Origin of the sequence: Marinitoga sp. 1138, from assembly GCF_013363265.1 — a bacterium.
GTDB classification, from domain to species: Bacteria; Thermotogota; Thermotogae; order Petrotogales; family Petrotogaceae; genus Marinitoga; species Marinitoga piezophila.
In genome coordinates, this window is record NZ_LBFA01000011.1 from 14,040 (window position 1) to 29,384 (window position 15,345).

At 34.1% G+C, this 15,345-nt stretch carries 26 protein-coding genes; all 26 read right to left on the reverse strand.

The features are described from left to right. Positions 1-753 (reverse strand): type I methionyl aminopeptidase, encoded by a 753-nt coding sequence (gene map / locus XO11_RS04255; protein WP_014296346.1) that lies wholly within the window; start codon positions 751-753, stop codon positions 1-3. After that, positions 750-1,409, reverse strand: coding sequence for an adenylate kinase (locus XO11_RS04260; RefSeq protein WP_014296347.1), 660 nt, complete (start codon positions 1,407-1,409; stop codon positions 750-752). Before XO11_RS04260 ends, map begins: the two co-directional genes overlap by 4 nt. Positions 1,410-1,411: 2 nt before the next feature. After that, positions 1,412-2,689: a preprotein translocase subunit SecY gene (gene secY, locus XO11_RS04265; RefSeq protein ID WP_014296348.1), complete on the reverse strand. Its 1,278-nt coding sequence runs from the start codon at positions 2,687-2,689 to the stop codon at positions 1,412-1,414. Next, positions 2,689-3,144, reverse strand: a complete 456-nt coding sequence (gene rplO, locus XO11_RS04270; protein ID WP_014296349.1) for a 50S ribosomal protein L15 — start codon at positions 3,142-3,144, stop codon at positions 2,689-2,691. Before rplO ends, secY begins: the two co-directional genes overlap by 1 nt. A gap of 13 nt (positions 3,145-3,157) precedes the next feature. Further along, positions 3,158-3,343 (reverse strand): 50S ribosomal protein L30, encoded by a 186-nt coding sequence (rpmD, locus tag XO11_RS04275; RefSeq protein ID WP_014296350.1) that lies wholly within the window; start codon positions 3,341-3,343, stop codon positions 3,158-3,160. A gap of 3 nt (positions 3,344-3,346) precedes the next feature. After that, entirely contained in the window at positions 3,347-3,859 is a 513-nt protein-coding gene (rpsE, locus tag XO11_RS04280) for a 30S ribosomal protein S5 (RefSeq protein ID WP_041638849.1), read from the reverse strand. Positions 3,860-3,897: 38 nt separating this feature from the next. After that, positions 3,898-4,260: a 50S ribosomal protein L18 gene (gene rplR, locus XO11_RS04285; protein WP_014296352.1), complete on the reverse strand. Its 363-nt coding sequence runs from the start codon at positions 4,258-4,260 to the stop codon at positions 3,898-3,900. A gap of 14 nt (positions 4,261-4,274) precedes the next feature. Then, positions 4,275-4,829: a 50S ribosomal protein L6 gene (rplF, locus tag XO11_RS04290; RefSeq protein WP_014296353.1), complete on the reverse strand. Its 555-nt coding sequence runs from the start codon at positions 4,827-4,829 to the stop codon at positions 4,275-4,277. A 14-nt stretch (positions 4,830-4,843) separates the two neighbouring features. Then, complete coding sequence (rpsH, locus tag XO11_RS04295; RefSeq protein WP_014296354.1) at positions 4,844-5,248, reverse strand: 30S ribosomal protein S8; 405 nt, start codon at positions 5,246-5,248, stop codon at positions 4,844-4,846. 13 nt (positions 5,249-5,261) lie between these two features. Continuing rightward, positions 5,262-5,447 (reverse strand): type Z 30S ribosomal protein S14, encoded by a 186-nt coding sequence (locus XO11_RS04300; protein ID WP_014296355.1) that lies wholly within the window; start codon positions 5,445-5,447, stop codon positions 5,262-5,264. Positions 5,448-5,461: 14 nt separating this feature from the next. Further along, positions 5,462-6,016, reverse strand: a complete 555-nt coding sequence (rplE, locus tag XO11_RS04305; RefSeq protein WP_014296356.1) for a 50S ribosomal protein L5 — start codon at positions 6,014-6,016, stop codon at positions 5,462-5,464. 17 nt (positions 6,017-6,033) lie between these two features. Then, entirely contained in the window at positions 6,034-6,351 is a 318-nt protein-coding gene (gene rplX, locus XO11_RS04310) for a 50S ribosomal protein L24 (protein ID WP_014296357.1), read from the reverse strand. A gap of 9 nt (positions 6,352-6,360) precedes the next feature. After that, complete coding sequence (rplN, locus tag XO11_RS04315) at positions 6,361-6,729, reverse strand: 50S ribosomal protein L14 (RefSeq protein ID WP_014296358.1); 369 nt, start codon at positions 6,727-6,729, stop codon at positions 6,361-6,363. After that, complete coding sequence (gene rpsQ / locus XO11_RS04320; protein WP_014296359.1) at positions 6,729-7,031, reverse strand: 30S ribosomal protein S17; 303 nt, start codon at positions 7,029-7,031, stop codon at positions 6,729-6,731. Before rpsQ ends, rplN begins: the two co-directional genes overlap by 1 nt. Before the next feature lie 6 nt (positions 7,032-7,037). Further along, positions 7,038-7,244: a 50S ribosomal protein L29 gene (gene rpmC / locus XO11_RS04325; protein WP_014296360.1), complete on the reverse strand. Its 207-nt coding sequence runs from the start codon at positions 7,242-7,244 to the stop codon at positions 7,038-7,040. Next, positions 7,241-7,669 (reverse strand): 50S ribosomal protein L16, encoded by a 429-nt coding sequence (gene rplP / locus XO11_RS04330; RefSeq protein WP_014296361.1) that lies wholly within the window; start codon positions 7,667-7,669, stop codon positions 7,241-7,243. The genes rpmC and rplP overlap by 4 nt, the downstream gene beginning before the upstream one ends. A 22-nt stretch (positions 7,670-7,691) precedes the next feature. After that, entirely contained in the window at positions 7,692-8,324 is a 633-nt protein-coding gene (gene rpsC / locus XO11_RS04335) for a 30S ribosomal protein S3 (protein ID WP_014296362.1), read from the reverse strand. Between the two features lie 12 nt (positions 8,325-8,336). Then, complete coding sequence (gene rplV / locus XO11_RS04340; RefSeq protein WP_014296363.1) at positions 8,337-8,789, reverse strand: 50S ribosomal protein L22; 453 nt, start codon at positions 8,787-8,789, stop codon at positions 8,337-8,339. Positions 8,790-8,803: 14 nt separating this feature from the next. Next, positions 8,804-9,088 carry a 30S ribosomal protein S19 gene (gene rpsS, locus XO11_RS04345; protein WP_014296364.1) on the reverse strand — a complete coding sequence of 95 codons (285 nt, stop codon included), beginning with the start codon at positions 9,086-9,088 and terminating at the stop codon, positions 8,804-8,806. 17 nt (positions 9,089-9,105) lie between these two features. Then, a complete protein-coding gene (gene rplB / locus XO11_RS04350; protein WP_014296365.1) occupies positions 9,106-9,930 on the reverse strand; it encodes a 50S ribosomal protein L2 in 825 nt (274 codons plus the stop codon). A gap of 16 nt (positions 9,931-9,946) precedes the next feature. After that, on the reverse strand, positions 9,947-10,246 hold the full coding sequence (rplW, locus tag XO11_RS04355; protein ID WP_014296366.1) for a 50S ribosomal protein L23: 300 nt from the start codon (positions 10,244-10,246) through the stop codon (positions 9,947-9,949). Beyond that, positions 10,246-10,923 carry a 50S ribosomal protein L4 gene (rplD, locus tag XO11_RS04360; protein WP_175418214.1) on the reverse strand — a complete coding sequence of 226 codons (678 nt, stop codon included), beginning with the start codon at positions 10,921-10,923 and terminating at the stop codon, positions 10,246-10,248. Before rplD ends, rplW begins: the two co-directional genes overlap by 1 nt. A 34-nt stretch (positions 10,924-10,957) precedes the next feature. After that, positions 10,958-11,581, reverse strand: a complete 624-nt coding sequence (gene rplC / locus XO11_RS04365; protein ID WP_014296368.1) for a 50S ribosomal protein L3 — start codon at positions 11,579-11,581, stop codon at positions 10,958-10,960. A gap of 33 nt (positions 11,582-11,614) precedes the next feature. Further along, entirely contained in the window at positions 11,615-11,923 is a 309-nt protein-coding gene (gene rpsJ, locus XO11_RS04370; protein WP_014296369.1) for a 30S ribosomal protein S10, read from the reverse strand. 88 nt (positions 11,924-12,011) lie between these two features. Beyond that, positions 12,012-13,211: an elongation factor Tu gene (gene tuf / locus XO11_RS04375; RefSeq protein ID WP_014296370.1), complete on the reverse strand. Its 1,200-nt coding sequence runs from the start codon at positions 13,209-13,211 to the stop codon at positions 12,012-12,014. A gap of 42 nt (positions 13,212-13,253) precedes the next feature. Further along, positions 13,254-15,332, reverse strand: coding sequence for an elongation factor G (fusA, locus tag XO11_RS04380; protein ID WP_014296371.1), 2,079 nt, complete (start codon positions 15,330-15,332; stop codon positions 13,254-13,256). Between the last annotated feature and the right edge of the window lie 13 nt (positions 15,333-15,345).

Below are 15,345 nucleotides of genomic sequence, written 5' to 3' on the forward strand. Positions count from 1 at the left end.
TTAATCTAATTTTGTTAATACTTCAGGACCATTTTCTGTTACTACAAGACTGTTTTCATAATGTGCAGATAATGAGCCATCTGCTGTTACTGCTGTCCAACCATCATCAAGCACTTTTACTCGCCAATCTCCCATAGAAACCATAGGTTCAATAGCAAATGTCATGTTTTTTCTAATTAATGGTCCTTTTCCTTTTACACCATAATTAGGAATTTGTGGATCTTCATGTAATTTTCGACCTACACCATGTCCTACATACTCTTTTATTATTGAAAATCCCTGAGACTCTACATATGTTTGTATCGCGTTACCTATATCGCCTATCCTGTTTCCAGGTCTTGCCTGCTCAATTCCAAGCCAGAATGATTTTTCTGTAACTTCAACGAGCTTTCTCACTTCTTCTGGAACTTCTCCGATTATAAACGTTCTTGCGGCATCTGCTATGTATCCGTCTAATGTAAGTCCCATATCAATTGAAACTATATCTCCATTTTTAAATACTTTTTCTTTTGTAGGGAATCCGTGAACGATTTCTTCATTTACAGAAATACATGTTGCATATGGAAAACCTGCATAACCTTTAAATGTAGGAATAAATCCTTTTTCTTTCATATAGCTATTTACAAATTTTTCTACCTCATATGCGCTGGATCCCTCAACAACTAAATCCTTTATTTTCTCAAAGAGGATAGCGAGCTGCCTTCCAGCTCGCCTCATTTTATCTACTTCTGAATTAGTTTTTATTAATATCATACTATCCCTTCCAATATATTAAACACTTTTTTTGTAACTATTTCTACCGTACCACTGCCGTCAATCGTAAAGAAATTGTTATTTTTCATATAAAATTGTATTACAGGATATGTTTTTTCCATATAAACTTTGTATCTATCTCTTACTACATCTTCTTTATCATCATCTCTCTGGATTAACTGCGTTCCACATTCATCACAGATATTATCAACTTTAGGTTTTAATGTGATAAGATTGTAGATTTTACCGCATTTTGGACAGATTCTTCTGTTTGTAATCCTTTTTACAACTGTTTCTACATCTACTTCGAAATATAATGATGCAGTAATTGGATTTTTTATTTCTTCAAGTAATTTTTCCAATCCTTCTGCCTGCGGTAATGTTCGCGGAAATCCATCAAGAATAAATCCCTTTTCTACATCTTTTTGCTGTAATCTGTTTTTAATTACTTCGAGCATTATTTCATCTGATACAAGCTGGCCTTTTTCAAGAATTTCTTTTACTTTATTACCAAGCTCGCTACCAGAAGCAACTTCTGCTCTTAACATATCTCCAGTGGATATGTGGGGAATTCCATATTTTTTTGAAACCTCTTTAGCTATGGTTCCTTTTCCAGCTCCCGGAGGTCCAAAGAATAAAAGGTTTAATTTAGACATTATTATCTCCTCCCGCGGAGTTTCCCCTTCTTCATAAATCCTTCATACTGTCTTGTGATCATGTGTGCTTCAATCTGCTGCATTATATCAAGGGCAACCCCAACTGAAATAAGTGCTGAAGTTCCACCAATCCAGATATTTACACCTGCTGCACTTCTGATTAAGTATGGTAATAATGAGATAATTACAAGGAATACTGCACCAATAAATGTAACTCTCATCATTGTTTTTGTTATGTAATCTGATGTTGGTTTTCCAGGTCTAATTCCTGGTATAAATCCACCATATTTTTTGATGTTTTCTGAAATGTCGTTTGGATCAATAACAACTGAATTATAGAAATATGCAAAGAAGAATATTAAAATTGCATATAATACAAGATATAATGGTGTTCCATAACCAAACCATTTGCTTACCCAACCTGCACCTGTTGCTGTTGCAAGCATTGATGGTAATGTCATAATTGCTGAAGCAAAGATAATTGGTAAAACTCCTCCACCATTAACCTTTATTGGTATGTATGTTGATGCTCCACCATAAATCTTGTTTCCTACAACTCTTTTTGCATATTGAACGTTTATTCTTCTTTCTGATGTCTGTAAGTAAATTGTACCAATTACAACTGCAATTGCAATAATTATAAGTACTATCCATTCAAATACGCTTAATCTTCCAACAAAACCACTTGCTATGTACTGTGGATATCTTGCAACAATACCTGCAAAGATCAATACAGAAATACCATTACCTATACCTTTTTCTGTTATCATTTCACCTAACCATAATAAGAACATTGTACCTGCAACAATAGAAATTGTTGAAACAATTAAGAATACAAAATAATTTAAATTTGCTGCTCTATAAGCAGAAACACCCATAGAGAGGAATAAACCTTGAAGGATAGCAAGACCTAATGTTACCTGTCTTGTTAACTTTCCAAACTTTTTCCTTCCCTCTTCCCCTTCTTTCAACATTTCTTTCAAACTTGGTATTACAGATGACAATAACTGTAATATAATCGATGCATTAATATATGGTGTAACACTTAAAACAAATATAGAAAATTGTTTTAAAGCACCACCAGCAAATATATCAAAAAAACTTATTAATCCCTGTGATGATGTTCCAAGTCCAGCTAAAAAGCTTTCCCATCTTGCTAAATCTATTCCAGGAATAGGTATATAAATACCAACCCTGAATGCAATAAGTGCTAACAATGTAAATATAATACGATCCCGGAGTTCCGGGATCTTCCACATATTTTTAAATGCATCTTTCATTATTCGATCACCTCGACCTTACCGCCGGCTGATACTATTTTTTCCTGTGCTTTTTTACTAAATGCATGTGCTTTTACTGTTAATGGTTTTGTTAATTCTCCATTTCCGAGAATTTTTACACCATCATTTAACTTCTTTAATATTCCTTTTTCAAGTAATTTTTCTGGTGTAACTTCTTCATTTGCTTCAAATCTGTTTTCTAAAACTGATACATTTACTATTGCATATACCTTTTTGAAAGGTGCATTTGTAAATCCGTATTTTGGAATTCTTCTGAATAATGGTGTTTGACCACCTTCAAAACTTGGTCTTACTTTACCTTTACCTCTTGATTTTTGACCTTTGTGTCCTTTACCTCCAGTTTTTCCTAACCCAGAGCTCCATCCTCTTCCGGTTCTCTTTGCTACTTTTCTTGATCCTTCGGCGGGTCTTAAATCAGATATTTTAAGAGACATCTTTGCTACCCCCTCATTCTTCAATTTCTTCAACTGTTACAAGATGTTGAACTTTTCTTATCATTCCTCTTATTTCTGGTCTATCTTCTTTTACTACTACCTGATTTGTCTTTCTCAATCCTAAGGCATCTAAGGTGGCGAGTTGTCTGTAATTCTTACCCGCTCTTCCTCTTACTAATTTTATTTTTAACTTAGCCATTTATTATCCCTCCTTATGGGCACCCTGGAATACCTTTGTTACACTCAAATCTCTGAGTTCTGCATATTCTTTTGGTGATTTTAATTCTTTCAATCCGTTTAATGTAGCTTTTGCTAAATTAATTGATGTTGTTGAACCCAATGCTTTTGAAAGGATATTGTGTACTCCTGCTAATTCAACAACTGCACGAACTGCTGCAGAAGCAATAATACCTGTACCAGGTCCAGCTGGTTTTAAAAGCACTTTTGAAGCATCCTGTCTTCCAAATACTTCATGTGGGATTGTTCCATTTTTTACAGGAACTTCTATCATATTTTTCTTTGCATTTTGAATTGCTTTTCTTATTGCTTGTGGAACTTCTCTTGCATTTCCACTTCCTACTCCAACTTTACCATTTCTGTTACCTACTACAGCTACAACCCTGAATGATATATTTTTACCACCAGTTGTAACTTTTGTAACTCTTCTAATTTCTATTATTCTTTCTTCAAATTCTTCAGCAGCTGCTGAAGCCATTAAATTTTTATCTAAGGCCATTATCTGTCAACACCTCCTTAAAACTCGAGACCTGCTTCACGTGCAGCATCTGCTAATGCTTTTACTTTTCCGTGATATTTGAAGCCGCCTCTGTCAAATGCTACTTTAGCAATACCTTTTTCTTTTGCTCTTTTAGCAACTAATTTTCCTACTTCTTTTGCTGCATCAATGTTCCATGTCTTTTCAAGATTTAATTCTTTATCTAAAGTAGAAGCAGCTGCCAATGTATGTCCTTTTGTATCATCTATAATTTGAACATAAATATGTTTATTGCTTTTGAAAACTACCATTCTTGGTCTTTCAGGAGTTCCAAAAACTTTTCTTCTAACCCTTAAATGTCTTTTTCTTCTTAATTTTTTTCTTGGTGTGGGTTTAATCATCTGGTCAGCCTCCCTTAAACTTTCTTACCTTGTTTTCTAATGATTACCTCGCCAACATATTTGATACCTTTTCCAGAGTATACATTTGGTTTTCTAAATCTCTTAATTTTTGCTGCAACTTCACCAACTAAGTATTTGTCAATTCCTTTTACAATTACTTTATTTGGTGCTGGTACTTCAATTGTTATTCCTTCTGGTGGAATATATTCTATTGGATGTGAGTAACCAAGTTCTAATACTAATGTTGAACCCTGTAATTTTGCTCTGTATCCAATACCAATAATTTCTAATTCTTTTGTGAATCCTTCTGTTACACCTTTAATCATATTTTTAACAAGTGATGCATATGTACCCTGGAACATATTGATTTTCTTTGCATCACTTTTTCTTTTCATTGCTGATTCATTACCTTCTACTTTTATTTTATTATCTTCAATTACGAATTTTACATATGGTAAATATTCCTGTGTTAATTCACCTTTAGGGCCTTTTACTTTAATTTCTTTTTCGTTTACTGTCACTTCTACCCCATTTGGTATATCTATTGGATTTTTTGATATACGTGACATTTATTCAGCACCTCCTACCAAACGTAACAAATTAATTCTCCACCGACTCCGAGTTCTCTTGCTTCTTTGTCGGTAAGAACACCTTTTGAAGTTGAGATTATTGATATTCCCATTCCACCTTTTACAACTGGAATTTTATCTTTTGATACATATACTCTTCTACCTGGTTTTGATACTCTTATTATGCTCTGAATTACTCTTTGTCTGTTCTTTCTGTCACCTTTGTATTTTAACTGTATTTTTAATATACCCTGTTTTCCATCTTCGATAAATTTATAATCTGCAATATAACCTTCTCTTTTTAATATTTCAGCTATATTTCTCTTTAAGTTTGATGCTGGAACTTCTACACTTTCTTTCATAACAAGGTTTGCATTTCTTATTCTTGTAAGCATATCTGCTACGGGATCACTCCACATTAAGATTCCCTCCTTACCAACTTGCCTTTTTAACGCCTGGTAATTTTCCTTCCAAGGCTAATTTTCTGAAACATACTCTACATAAACCGAATTCTCTATATACAGCTCTTGGTCTTCCACAAACTATACATCTTGAATATTCTCTTGTCTTATATTTTTTTGGTTTTTTCCATCTTGCAACCATTGATTTTTTTGCCATTATTTACCTCCTCCTTAATCTCTCTTGAAAGGGAAGCCCATTAATTGAAGGAGTTTTCTTGCTTCCTCATCTGTCTTTGCAGTTGTAACAATAGTAATATCCATACCCTGTACTCTTTTTACCTGGTCTGGTTTTAATTCTGGGAAAACTAATTGTTCTGTTAACCCAAATGTGTAATTTCCTCTTCCATCAAAGCTATTTGGATTCATACCTCTGAAGTCCCTTAATTTTGGGAAAATTATATTAATTAATTTGTAGAGGAAGTTGTACATTTTCATGCTTCTTAATGTTACTTTTGCACCAATAGGCATTCCTTCTCTTAATTTGAAGTTAGCAACACTCTTTTTTGCTCTTGTAACTACAGCTTTTTGGCCTGTAATTATTGATAATTCCTGAGCGTGTTTTTCAACTACATCAGCGTTTCTTGAGCCCTCACCAATACCCATATTCACAACAATTTTTACGATTTTTGGTACTTCATGAATGTTTTTGTATCCAAATTCTTTCATGAGGGCTGGAACTACTTCTTTTTCATATTTATCTTTTAAAGGTATAAATTCGTATCTCATTATCTATTCCTCCCTCATTAAACCTTATCTATGATTTCGTTACATTTTCTGCAAACTCTAACCTTTTTGCCTTCTTCGAGAACCCTGTAACCAACTCTTGTTGGTTTTCCGCAGTTTGGACAAACAACCATTACTTTATTTGCATATATTGGTGCTGGTTGTTCGATAATTCCACCTTCTCTTAACTGCTGTGTTGGTCTCTGATGTTTCTTTACAATATTTACATTTTCTACAATAATTTTATTTAATTTAGGCATTACTCTTAAAACTTTACCTTCTTTACCTTTATCTTTACCAGATATTACTCTTACTAAATCGCCTTTTTTTACTTTCATGCTCTCACCTCACCATACTTCTTGTGCAAGAGATGCTATTTTTGTGTAACCTGCTTCTCTTACTTCTCTAGCAATTGGTCCAAACACACGTGTTCCAACAGGCATATTGTTTTTATCTATTAAAACAGCTGCATTTTCATCGAATCTAATATGTGAACCATCTTTTCTTCTGATTTCTTTTTTTGTTCTAACTATTACAGCTTTTACAACCTGACCTTTTTTTATGTCTGTGTGAGGAATAGCTTCTCTTACTGAACATACTACAACGTCGCCTACTGTTCCTACTGATTTATGAAATCCACCTAATACTCTTATTACTCTTAATACTTTTGCTCCAGAATTATCTGCAGCTCTTAAATATGACTCAGTCTGTATCATTATGCGTCACCCCCAACTTCTTCCACTGTTTCGGGTGTTTCATTATTTTTTTCCGCAAAAATGTTCTTTTCAACAATTCTTACAACTTTCCATGTTTTTGTTTTTGAATATGGTCTTGATTCTTCTATTTCTACTATATCTCCAATACCACATTCATTGTTTTCATCATGAGCATGGAATTTCTTTGATTTCTTAACGAACTTTTTATATATAGGATGTTTTATTCTTCTTTCAACTTTAACAACAACTGTTTTATCCATTTTGTCGCTAACAACTTCGCCTATTAATGTTTTTTTAGGCATTACTCATTACCTCCTTATACCCAATTCCCTTTGTCTGAGAATTGTTTTTATTCTTGCTATGTCTCTTCTTACCATTTTTATGGAAGCAGTATTTTTTATCTGACCTAATTCGTGTTGGAATCTCATTTCAAATAATTTTTTCTTTGCTTCTTCTAATTTTGTTTTTAATTCTTCATCTGTTAAGTTGATTAATTCAGCTACTTGTTTCTTCATTTTGCTTCCCCCCTTATATGGTACCTGGGTACTATTTTTGTCTTGATTGGTAATTTTGTTGCTGCGTATTCTAATGCTTCTTTTGCTAATTCTTCAGATGTTCCAGCAATTTCAAATAAAACCTTTCCTGGTTTTACTACTGCTACCCATCCTTCTACGTCACCTTTACCTTTTCCCATTCTTGTTCCAATTCCTTTTGATGTAATTGGTTTATCAGGGAATATTTTAATCCATATTTTACCGTTTCTTTTTAATGTTCTAACCATTGCTAACCTACATGCTTCTATTTGTTGTGAAGTAATCATTGCTGGTTCTAATGCTTTTAAACCCCATTCGCCAAAGTCAACTAATGTTCCGCCTTTGGCTTTACCTTTCATTGTACCTCTTTGTATTTTTCTATATTTATATCTTTTTGGCATTAACATTTACATCACGCCCTCCTTTAGTTCATAACTGAGTGTCGCCTTTATAAACCCAAACTTTTATTCCGATAGTTCCAGATAATGTTTGTGCTTCAGCAGTTCCGTAATCAATGTCTGATCTCAATGTTTGTAAAGGTAATCTTCCTTCCATATACCATTCAGTTCTTGCGATTTCAGCACCGTTTAATCTTCCTGAAACCATTATTTTAATTCCTTTTGCTCCTCTTTTTAATGCTGCTGAAATTGCTCTTTTCATTGCTCTCTTATATGATGCCCTTTTAACAATCTGGCCAGCAATGTTTTCTGCAATTAATACAGCGTTTGTTTGAGGATTTCTAATTTCGTCTATGTTAATTCTTACGTTTCTATCATTTACCATGCCTTCAATTTCTTTTTTCAATGCCTGAATTTCTGCACCTTTTCTTCCAATAATTATTCCAACTCTTACTGCTTTTATTGTTATGTTTATTTGTGTTGAAGAAGGTCTTTCAATTAATATATCTCCAATTCCTGCTTCATAATATTTTTGTTTTATGTAATCTCTTATTTTTAAATCTTCTTTTAAATATTCTGCATAATTATCTTCACTAAACCAGTTTGCTTTCCATGGTTTTGATATTCCTAACCTGAAACCATATGGATGTACTTTTTGACCCACGGATATTCCACCTCACTTCTGAGATTTTAACTCTTTTTCTTTTTGTCTGTCTCTAACAACAACGGTAATGTGTGACATTCTCTTTAAAAGAATATCAGCTCTTCCTCTTCCTCTTGGCCAAAGTCTTTTCATTCTTGGACCATCATTTACATATACTTCTGCAACATATAAATCGTCTGCATTTAAGCCAAAATTGTTTTCTGCATTAGCAATAGCAGATACTAATACTTTATATGTTAATCTTGCAGCTTTTTTAGGGCTGAACATTAATATCTGTAATGCTTCATCAACATTTTTTCCTCTTATTGCATTTATTACTGATCTTGCTTTTTTAGGAGATATTCTTAAGTATTTTGCTGTTGCTTTTGCTTCAATTTTTGGCTGTGCTGCTTCAGCTTCTTTTCTTAATCTATGATAAACTGACCTTTTTAACCTTTTACCATCTTGAACTCTTGATACAGCCATGATTACGTCCCTCCTCATTTCACCTTGCCTTTTTTAGCCTTTTTATCAGCGTGACCACCAAATCTTCTTGTTGGTGCAAATTCACCTAATCTATGTCCAATCATGTGTTCTGTTATATAAACAGGTATATGTTTCATTCCATTATGTACAGCAATTGTATGTCCTATCATTTCTGGTAATATCATTGAAGCTCTGCTCCAAGTCTTTATTACTTTCTTTTCTCCTTTTTCATTCATTTCTCTTATCTTTTTCAACAGACTTGGGTGTACATAAGGCCCTTTCTTTAAAGATCTACTCACTAACAGCACCCCCTAGGTTACTTTTTTCTTCTTCTTACAATAAATTTATCTGATTTTCTCTTTCCACGTCTTGTTTTGTATCCTTTTGCAGGTGTTCCCCAAGGACTTCTTGGAATATGACCTTTACTTGCACCTTCACCACCACCCATTGGGTGATCAACTGGGTTCATAGCCATACCTCTAACGTGTGGTCTTCTTCCTAACCATCTTGTTCTACCTGCTTTACCGAATACTTCGTTTATATGATCTTCATTTCCAACCATACCTATTGTTGCCATACCTTTAATGTGAACTTTTCTTAATTCACTTGAAGGCATTCTTAATAATGCGTATTTTCCTTCTTTTGCCATTAATTGTGCATATGTTCCTGCTGATCTTGCAATCTTTGCACCTTTTCCAGGTTCAAATTCTATATTATGAACTATTGTACCCACAGGAATATTTTCTAATGGCAATGCATTACCTGGCTTAATTTCTGCATCTGGTCCTGAAACTAATGTTTCTCCAACCTTAACTCCTTTTGGAGCAAGAATATATCTCTTTTCACCATCTGCATATACTAATAATGCAATTCTTGCGCTTCTGTTTGGATCGTATTCTATAGATACAACTTTTGCAGGTACCCCAAATTTATCTCTTTTGAAGTCAATAACCCTGTATCTTCTTTTGTGTCCGCCACCTCTATGTCTCATGGTAACTCTTCCATAAGAGTTTCTACCACCAGTTTTTTTGAGAGGCTTTATCAATGATTTTTCTGGGGTATCCTTTGTAATTTCTGAGAAATCTGTGATTATCATAAATCTCCTGGAAGGAGTTATTGGCTTAAACTTTTTAAGACCCATTTCAGCTCACCTCTCCTTATAAATTACCTTGAAGCTCTTTTATTACATATCCTTCAGCTAACTTAACAATAGCTTTTTTCCATGATCTTGTTTTACCTTCAAATCTTCCCAATCTCTTTGGTTTTGGTTTTACATTCATTGTATAAACCTTTTCAACCTTTACATTAAATAATTCCTCAACAGCTTTTTTTATTTCAGGCTTTGTTGCATCTTTAGCTACTTCAAATGTATATTTGCCCTCGCCCATTAATAAGTATGTTTTTTCTGTGAGGACCGGCCTTATAACAACGTCATAATTAAATTCTTTTTTAACCATCAGCCGAGCACCTCCTCGATCTTTGCTACTGTATCTTTTGTAAGGATTACTTTTTCGTTGTTTATTATGTCGAATACATTTAATCCATCTACATTCACTTTTTTACCATCTTTACCCTGATTTGGGTTATCAGCAATTATAACCTTTACTGTTGGAATATTTTTTGCTGATAATTTTACATTAATATATCCATCTTTTTTCCAAGGTAATACTATTAATGTTTTTGTGTTTTCAAATCCGAAGTTCTTTAATACTTCTTTCATAGATTTTGTTCTTGGTTTTTCAAATGTCAAGTCATCTATTACAATAAGATTATTTTCTTTTACCCTTACACTTAATGCTGATTTTAATGCTAATCTTTTCATTTTCTTTGTTAATTTTTTTGACCAATCTCTTGGTTTTGGTCCAAATGTAACTCCACCGTGTCTCCATAATGGTGACCTTATTGATCCTGCCCTTGCTCTTCCTGTATGTTTCTGTGACCAAGGTTTTCTTCCGCCACCTCTAACTTCTGCTCTTGTTTTTGTTGAAGCGGTTCCTCTTCTTCTATTTGCTAACTGCATATCTACATATCTGTATAACAAGTCTGTGTTTGGTTCAATTGCAAATATTGAATCTTTTACATCAATTGTACCTATCTTTTCACCTTTAACTGAATAAAGGTCTAACTGAGCCATTTCTTCTTACCTCCTCGTTCTTCATTTTCGGGGCTTACTTTTTGATTGCTTCTCTGATTATTAACAATCCACCCCTCGCACCTGGAACTCCACCTTTAACTGCTATAAGGTTGTTTTCTTTATCTATTTTTACGACTTCTGAGTTTAATACTGTAATTCTTTCATTTCCGTAATGTCCGAACATCTTTTTACCTTTGAATACTTTTGCTGGTTCTGTGTGGTTACCTGTTGAACCTAAAGCTCTATGGAATTTAGAACCGTGCGTTTTTCTTCCTCCACCAAAATTCCATCTTTTAATTACACCAGCGTAACCTCTACCTTTTGACCAACCTGTTACATCTACTTTTTCTCCTTCTTCAAAAATTGATACATCAATTGTCTGACCAATTTCATATGCATCTACGTCATCAACTTTGAATTCTTTAAGAACTCTCATTGGTTTTACGCCTGCTTTTTTGAAGATTCCAAGCTTTGGTTTGTTTACTTTGTATTCTTTTACTTCTTCAAAACCAACCTGAATAGCTTTATAACCATCTTTTTCTTCTGTCTTTTTCTGCACTACTACACATGGTCCAGCTTTTATAACTGTGACCGGGATGGCTTTACCATCTTTATAAACTCTTGTCATACCTACTTTTCTTCCTAAAATACCTTTCATGCTAACTTCACCTCCAGAGCCCGATCATTAAAATTAAGCCTTCATATCTACTGATACACCTGATGGTAACTGAATTTTTAATAATTCTGTTACTGTTTCCTGTGTTGCATCGTAGATGTAAATAACTCTTTTATGTACTCTTTTTTCAAATTGTTCTCTTGAATAGTTGTATTTATGTGGTGATCTTATAACACTGTAAATTGTTTTTTCTGTTGGTAGTGGAATAGGTCCTGAAACCTTTGCACTGCTATTTTTAACTGCATCTATTATTTTTTGTGCTGATTCATCTAATAATCTATGATCATATGATTTTAATCTTATTTTAATCAACTTTTTTGCCATACTGACCCTCCTTTAAGCATTTAGCAAAGGGAGCGTGGAAGCTCCCCGATTTTATATTTTATAATAAAAACTTTGCAAAAAGATTTTATTATTCTACTATTTCTGTAACAACACCTGCTCCAACTGTTCTTCCACCTTCACGAACAGCAAATCTCATGTTCTTTTCTAATGCTACAGGGTAGATTAATTCTACTGTTGTTACAATGTTATCTCCTGGCATAACCATTTCTGCTCCGCCTTCGAATTCTAACAATGTACCTGTAACGTCAGCTGTTCTGATGTAGAATTGTGGTCTGTAACCTTTCTTGAATGGAGTGTGTCTTCCTCCTTCTTCTTTCTTTAATACGTAGATTTGTGCTTTGAATTTCTTATGAGGTGTGATTGAACCTGGTTTTGCTAATACCTGACCTCTCCATACTTCGTCTTTGTCAATACCTCTTAACAAACATCCTACGTTGTCACCAGCGATACCTTCGTCTAATAATTTTCTGAACATTTCAACACCAGTTACAACTGTTTTCTTAATTTCATCTGTCATACCAACGATTTCTACTTCGTCACCTGGGTGAATAGCTCCTCTTTCGATTCTTCCTGTAACAACTGTACCCCTACCTGTGATTGAGAATACGTCTTCAACAGGCATAAGGAATGGCTGATCTACTGGTCTCTGTGGTTCTGGGAAGTAGCTGTCTACTGCATCCATTAATTCGTAGATTTTCTGTACCCATGGATCGTCCTGTGAATCTGCTTCTAATGCTTTTAAAGCTGAACCTTTGATTACAGGAACTTCGTCTCCTGGGAATTCGTACTGATTTAATAATTCTCTTACTTCCATTTCAACTAATTCGATGATTTCTTCGTCATCAACCATATCTGTTTTGTTGATGAATACAACGATAGCTGGAACGTTAACCTGTCTTGATAAGAGAACGTGTTCTCTTGTTTGTGGCATAACACCGTCTGTTGCTGCTACAACTAAGATAGCACCATCCATCTGTGCAGCACCTGTGATCATATTTTTGATGTAGTCAGCGTGACCTGGACAGTCGATATGTGCATAGTGTCTGTGATCTGTTTCGTATTCAACGTGTGCAATATTGATTGTAATACCTCTCTGTTTTTCTTCTGGAGCTTTATCGATTTGTTCAAATGGTGTGAAGTCTGCGTATCCTTTTAAAGCTAATGATTTTGTAATAGCTGCTGTTAATGTTGTTTTACCGTGGTCGATATGTCCGATTGTACCAATATTCATATGTGGTTTGCTTCTGACGAACTTTTCTTTTGCCATTTTTTGTCCCTCCTCTATGTTTTGTGATGCTATTTAATAAGATTATTTATTCATTATTTTTTCAGCTACTGAAGCTGGAACTTCATCATAATGTGAGAATTGAATTGATTGTGTTGCTCTTCCCTGAGACAATGATCTCAATACTGTTGCATAACCGAATAATTCTGAAAGTGGAACTAAAGCGTGAATTAATCTTGTGCTTGTATTTCCCACATTTTCAAAACCTTCAATTCTTCCTCTTCTTGAGTTTAAGTCAGCTATAATGTCACCCATGTATTCTTCAGGTGTTGTAATATCAACTTTCATGATTGGTTCTAATAATACAGGATTTGCTTTTTTAGCAGCATCTTTTAATGCCATAGAACCTGCAATCTTAAATGCCATTTCTGAAGAGTCAACTTCGTGGTATGAACCATCGTACAATGTAGCCTTTATACCAACCATTGGGTATCCAGCTAACACACCTGATTGCATAGCTTCTTTTATACCCGCTTCAACTGCTGGAATATATTCTTTTGGAATAATACCTCCAACGATTTTATCTTCAAATTCCAATACTTTTGTATTTTCAATAGGTTCAATTTTAATTTTAACGTGACCGTATTGACCTCTACCACCAGATTGTCTGATGTATTTAGTTTCAACATCAGCTGTTCCTCTAATTGTTTCTCTATATGCAACCTGTGGTTGACCAACTTTAACTCCAACTTTAAATTCTCTCTTTAACCTATCTACTATAATTTCAAGGTGTAATTCACCCATACCTGAAAGTATTGTTTCACCTGTTTCGTGATCAAGTTTAACATTTAAACTTGGATCTTCTTCTGTTAATGCTTGTAATGCTTTAGTTAATTTAGCTTCATCATTTTTTGTTTCTGGTTCAATTGCCAATGAGATAACTGGTTCTGGGAATTCCAATTTTTCCAATACAATATCCTGTCCTTCTTCTGTTAATGTATCACCTGTAATTGTATTCTTTAAACCTATTATAGCTACAATATCACCAGCTCTGATGTAATCTACTTCTTCTCTTTGATCTGAATGCATGAACATTAATCTTGAAACTCTTTCTTTCTTACCCTTTGTTGTATTTAAAACATAGCTTCCTTTTTGTAATTTTCCTGAATATACCCTTGCAAATGTGAGCTTACCAACATATGGATCCACCATGATTTTAAATGCAAGAGCAACAAATGGTCCATTTTCATCTGGTTCAAGTTCTCTTACAAATTCACCTGTTCTTGCATCATATGCTTTTACAGGCGGTAAATCAAGCGGTGAAGGTAAGTAATCAACAATTGCATCTAATACAGGTTGAACACCTTTGTTTTTAAATGATGTTCCACATACTACTGGAACAAATGCACCTTCAATTGTTCCTTTTCTTATTGCAGCTTTTATTTTATCTTCTGGAATATCTTCTCCTTCAAAGAATAATTCCATTATTTCTTCATCATATTCTGAAATAGCTGTTATTAAATCTTCTCTGTATTGATCTGCTTTAGCAACTAAATCCTCTGGAATATCTCTGTATTCAAATTTTGATCCATCTTCACTAACCCAATATATTGCTTTCATTTTTACAAGATCAACAACACCTTCAAAATCAGATTCTGCTCCTATAGGAATCTGTAAAGGTAATGGGTTTGTTCCTAATTTGTCAATCATTGTTTGAACTGCATTATAAAAATCTGCCCCAAGTTTATCCATTTTGTTCATGTATGCAACCCTTGGAACATTATATCTATCAGCCTGTCTCCAAACTGTTTCTGACTGAGGTTCAACACCAACCTGTGCGTCAAATATAACAACAGCACCATCTAATACCCTTAATGCCCTTTCAACTTCAACTGTAAAGTCCACGTGTCCGGGTGTATCAATGATGTTAATCCTGTGATCTCTCCAGAAACATGTTGTAGCTGCTGAGGTAATTGTGATACCTCTTTCTTTTTCCTGTTCCATCCAGTCCATTGTTGCTGTACCGTCATCAACGGACCCTATTTTATGTTTTTTACCTGTATAAAACAATATTCTTTCTGTTGTTGTTGTTTTACCAGCATCAATATGTGCAATAATTCCAATATTTCTTGTTTTATTTAAGGCATATAACCGCTCTTTCAAAACAATCCCTCCT

Bases quoted from the DNA above. Each gene is read 5' to 3' on its own strand.
- map (WP_014296346.1), bottom strand. From the start codon at position 753: ATGATATTAATAAAAACTAATTCAGAAGTAGATAAAATGAGGCGAGCT.
- XO11_RS04260 (WP_014296347.1), bottom strand. From the start codon at position 1,409: ATGTCTAAATTAAACCTTTTATTCTTTGGACCTCCGGGAGCTGGAAAA.
- secY (WP_014296348.1), bottom strand. From the start codon at position 2,689: ATGAAAGATGCATTTAAAAATATGTGGAAGATCCCGGAACTCCGGGAT.
- rplO (WP_014296349.1), bottom strand. From the start codon at position 3,144: ATGTCTCTTAAAATATCTGATTTAAGACCCGCCGAAGGATCAAGAAAA.
- rpmD (WP_014296350.1), bottom strand. From the start codon at position 3,343: ATGGCTAAGTTAAAAATAAAATTAGTAAGAGGAAGAGCGGGTAAGAAT.
- rpsE (WP_041638849.1), bottom strand. From the start codon at position 3,859: ATGGCTTCAGCAGCTGCTGAAGAATTTGAAGAAAGAATAATAGAAATT.
- rplR (WP_014296352.1), bottom strand. From the start codon at position 4,260: ATGATTAAACCCACACCAAGAAAAAAATTAAGAAGAAAAAGACATTTA.
- rplF (WP_014296353.1), bottom strand. From the start codon at position 4,829: ATGTCACGTATATCAAAAAATCCAATAGATATACCAAATGGGGTAGAA.
- rpsH (WP_014296354.1), bottom strand. From the start codon at position 5,248: ATGTGGAGTGATCCCGTAGCAGATATGCTTACAAGAATAAGAAATGCA.
- XO11_RS04300 (WP_014296355.1), bottom strand. From the start codon at position 5,447: ATGGCAAAAAAATCAATGGTTGCAAGATGGAAAAAACCAAAAAAATAT.
- rplE (WP_014296356.1), bottom strand. From the start codon at position 6,016: ATGAGATACGAATTTATACCTTTAAAAGATAAATATGAAAAAGAAGTA.
- rplX (WP_014296357.1), bottom strand. From the start codon at position 6,351: ATGAAAGTAAAAAAAGGCGATTTAGTAAGAGTAATATCTGGTAAAGAT.
- rplN (WP_014296358.1), bottom strand. From the start codon at position 6,729: ATGATACAGACTGAGTCATATTTAAGAGCTGCAGATAATTCTGGAGCA.
- rpsQ (WP_014296359.1), bottom strand. From the start codon at position 7,031: ATGCCTAAAAAAACATTAATAGGCGAAGTTGTTAGCGACAAAATGGAT.
- rpmC (WP_014296360.1), bottom strand. From the start codon at position 7,244: ATGAAGAAACAAGTAGCTGAATTAATCAACTTAACAGATGAAGAATTA.
- rplP (WP_014296361.1), bottom strand. From the start codon at position 7,669: ATGTTAATGCCAAAAAGATATAAATATAGAAAAATACAAAGAGGTACA.
- rplV (WP_014296363.1), bottom strand. From the start codon at position 8,789: ATGGCTGTATCAAGAGTTCAAGATGGTAAAAGGTTAAAAAGGTCAGTT.
- rplB (WP_014296365.1), bottom strand. From the start codon at position 9,930: ATGGGTCTTAAAAAGTTTAAGCCAATAACTCCTTCCAGGAGATTTATG.
- rplW (WP_014296366.1), bottom strand. From the start codon at position 10,246: ATGGTTAAAAAAGAATTTAATTATGACGTTGTTATAAGGCCGGTCCTC.
- rplD (WP_175418214.1), bottom strand. From the start codon at position 10,923: ATGGCTCAGTTAGACCTTTATTCAGTTAAAGGTGAAAAGATAGGTACA.
- rplC (WP_014296368.1), bottom strand. From the start codon at position 11,581: ATGAAAGGTATTTTAGGAAGAAAAGTAGGTATGACAAGAGTTTATAAA.
- rpsJ (WP_014296369.1), bottom strand. From the start codon at position 11,923: ATGGCAAAAAAGTTGATTAAAATAAGATTAAAATCATATGATCATAGA.
- tuf (WP_014296370.1), bottom strand. From the start codon at position 13,211: ATGGCAAAAGAAAAGTTCGTCAGAAGCAAACCACATATGAATATTGGT.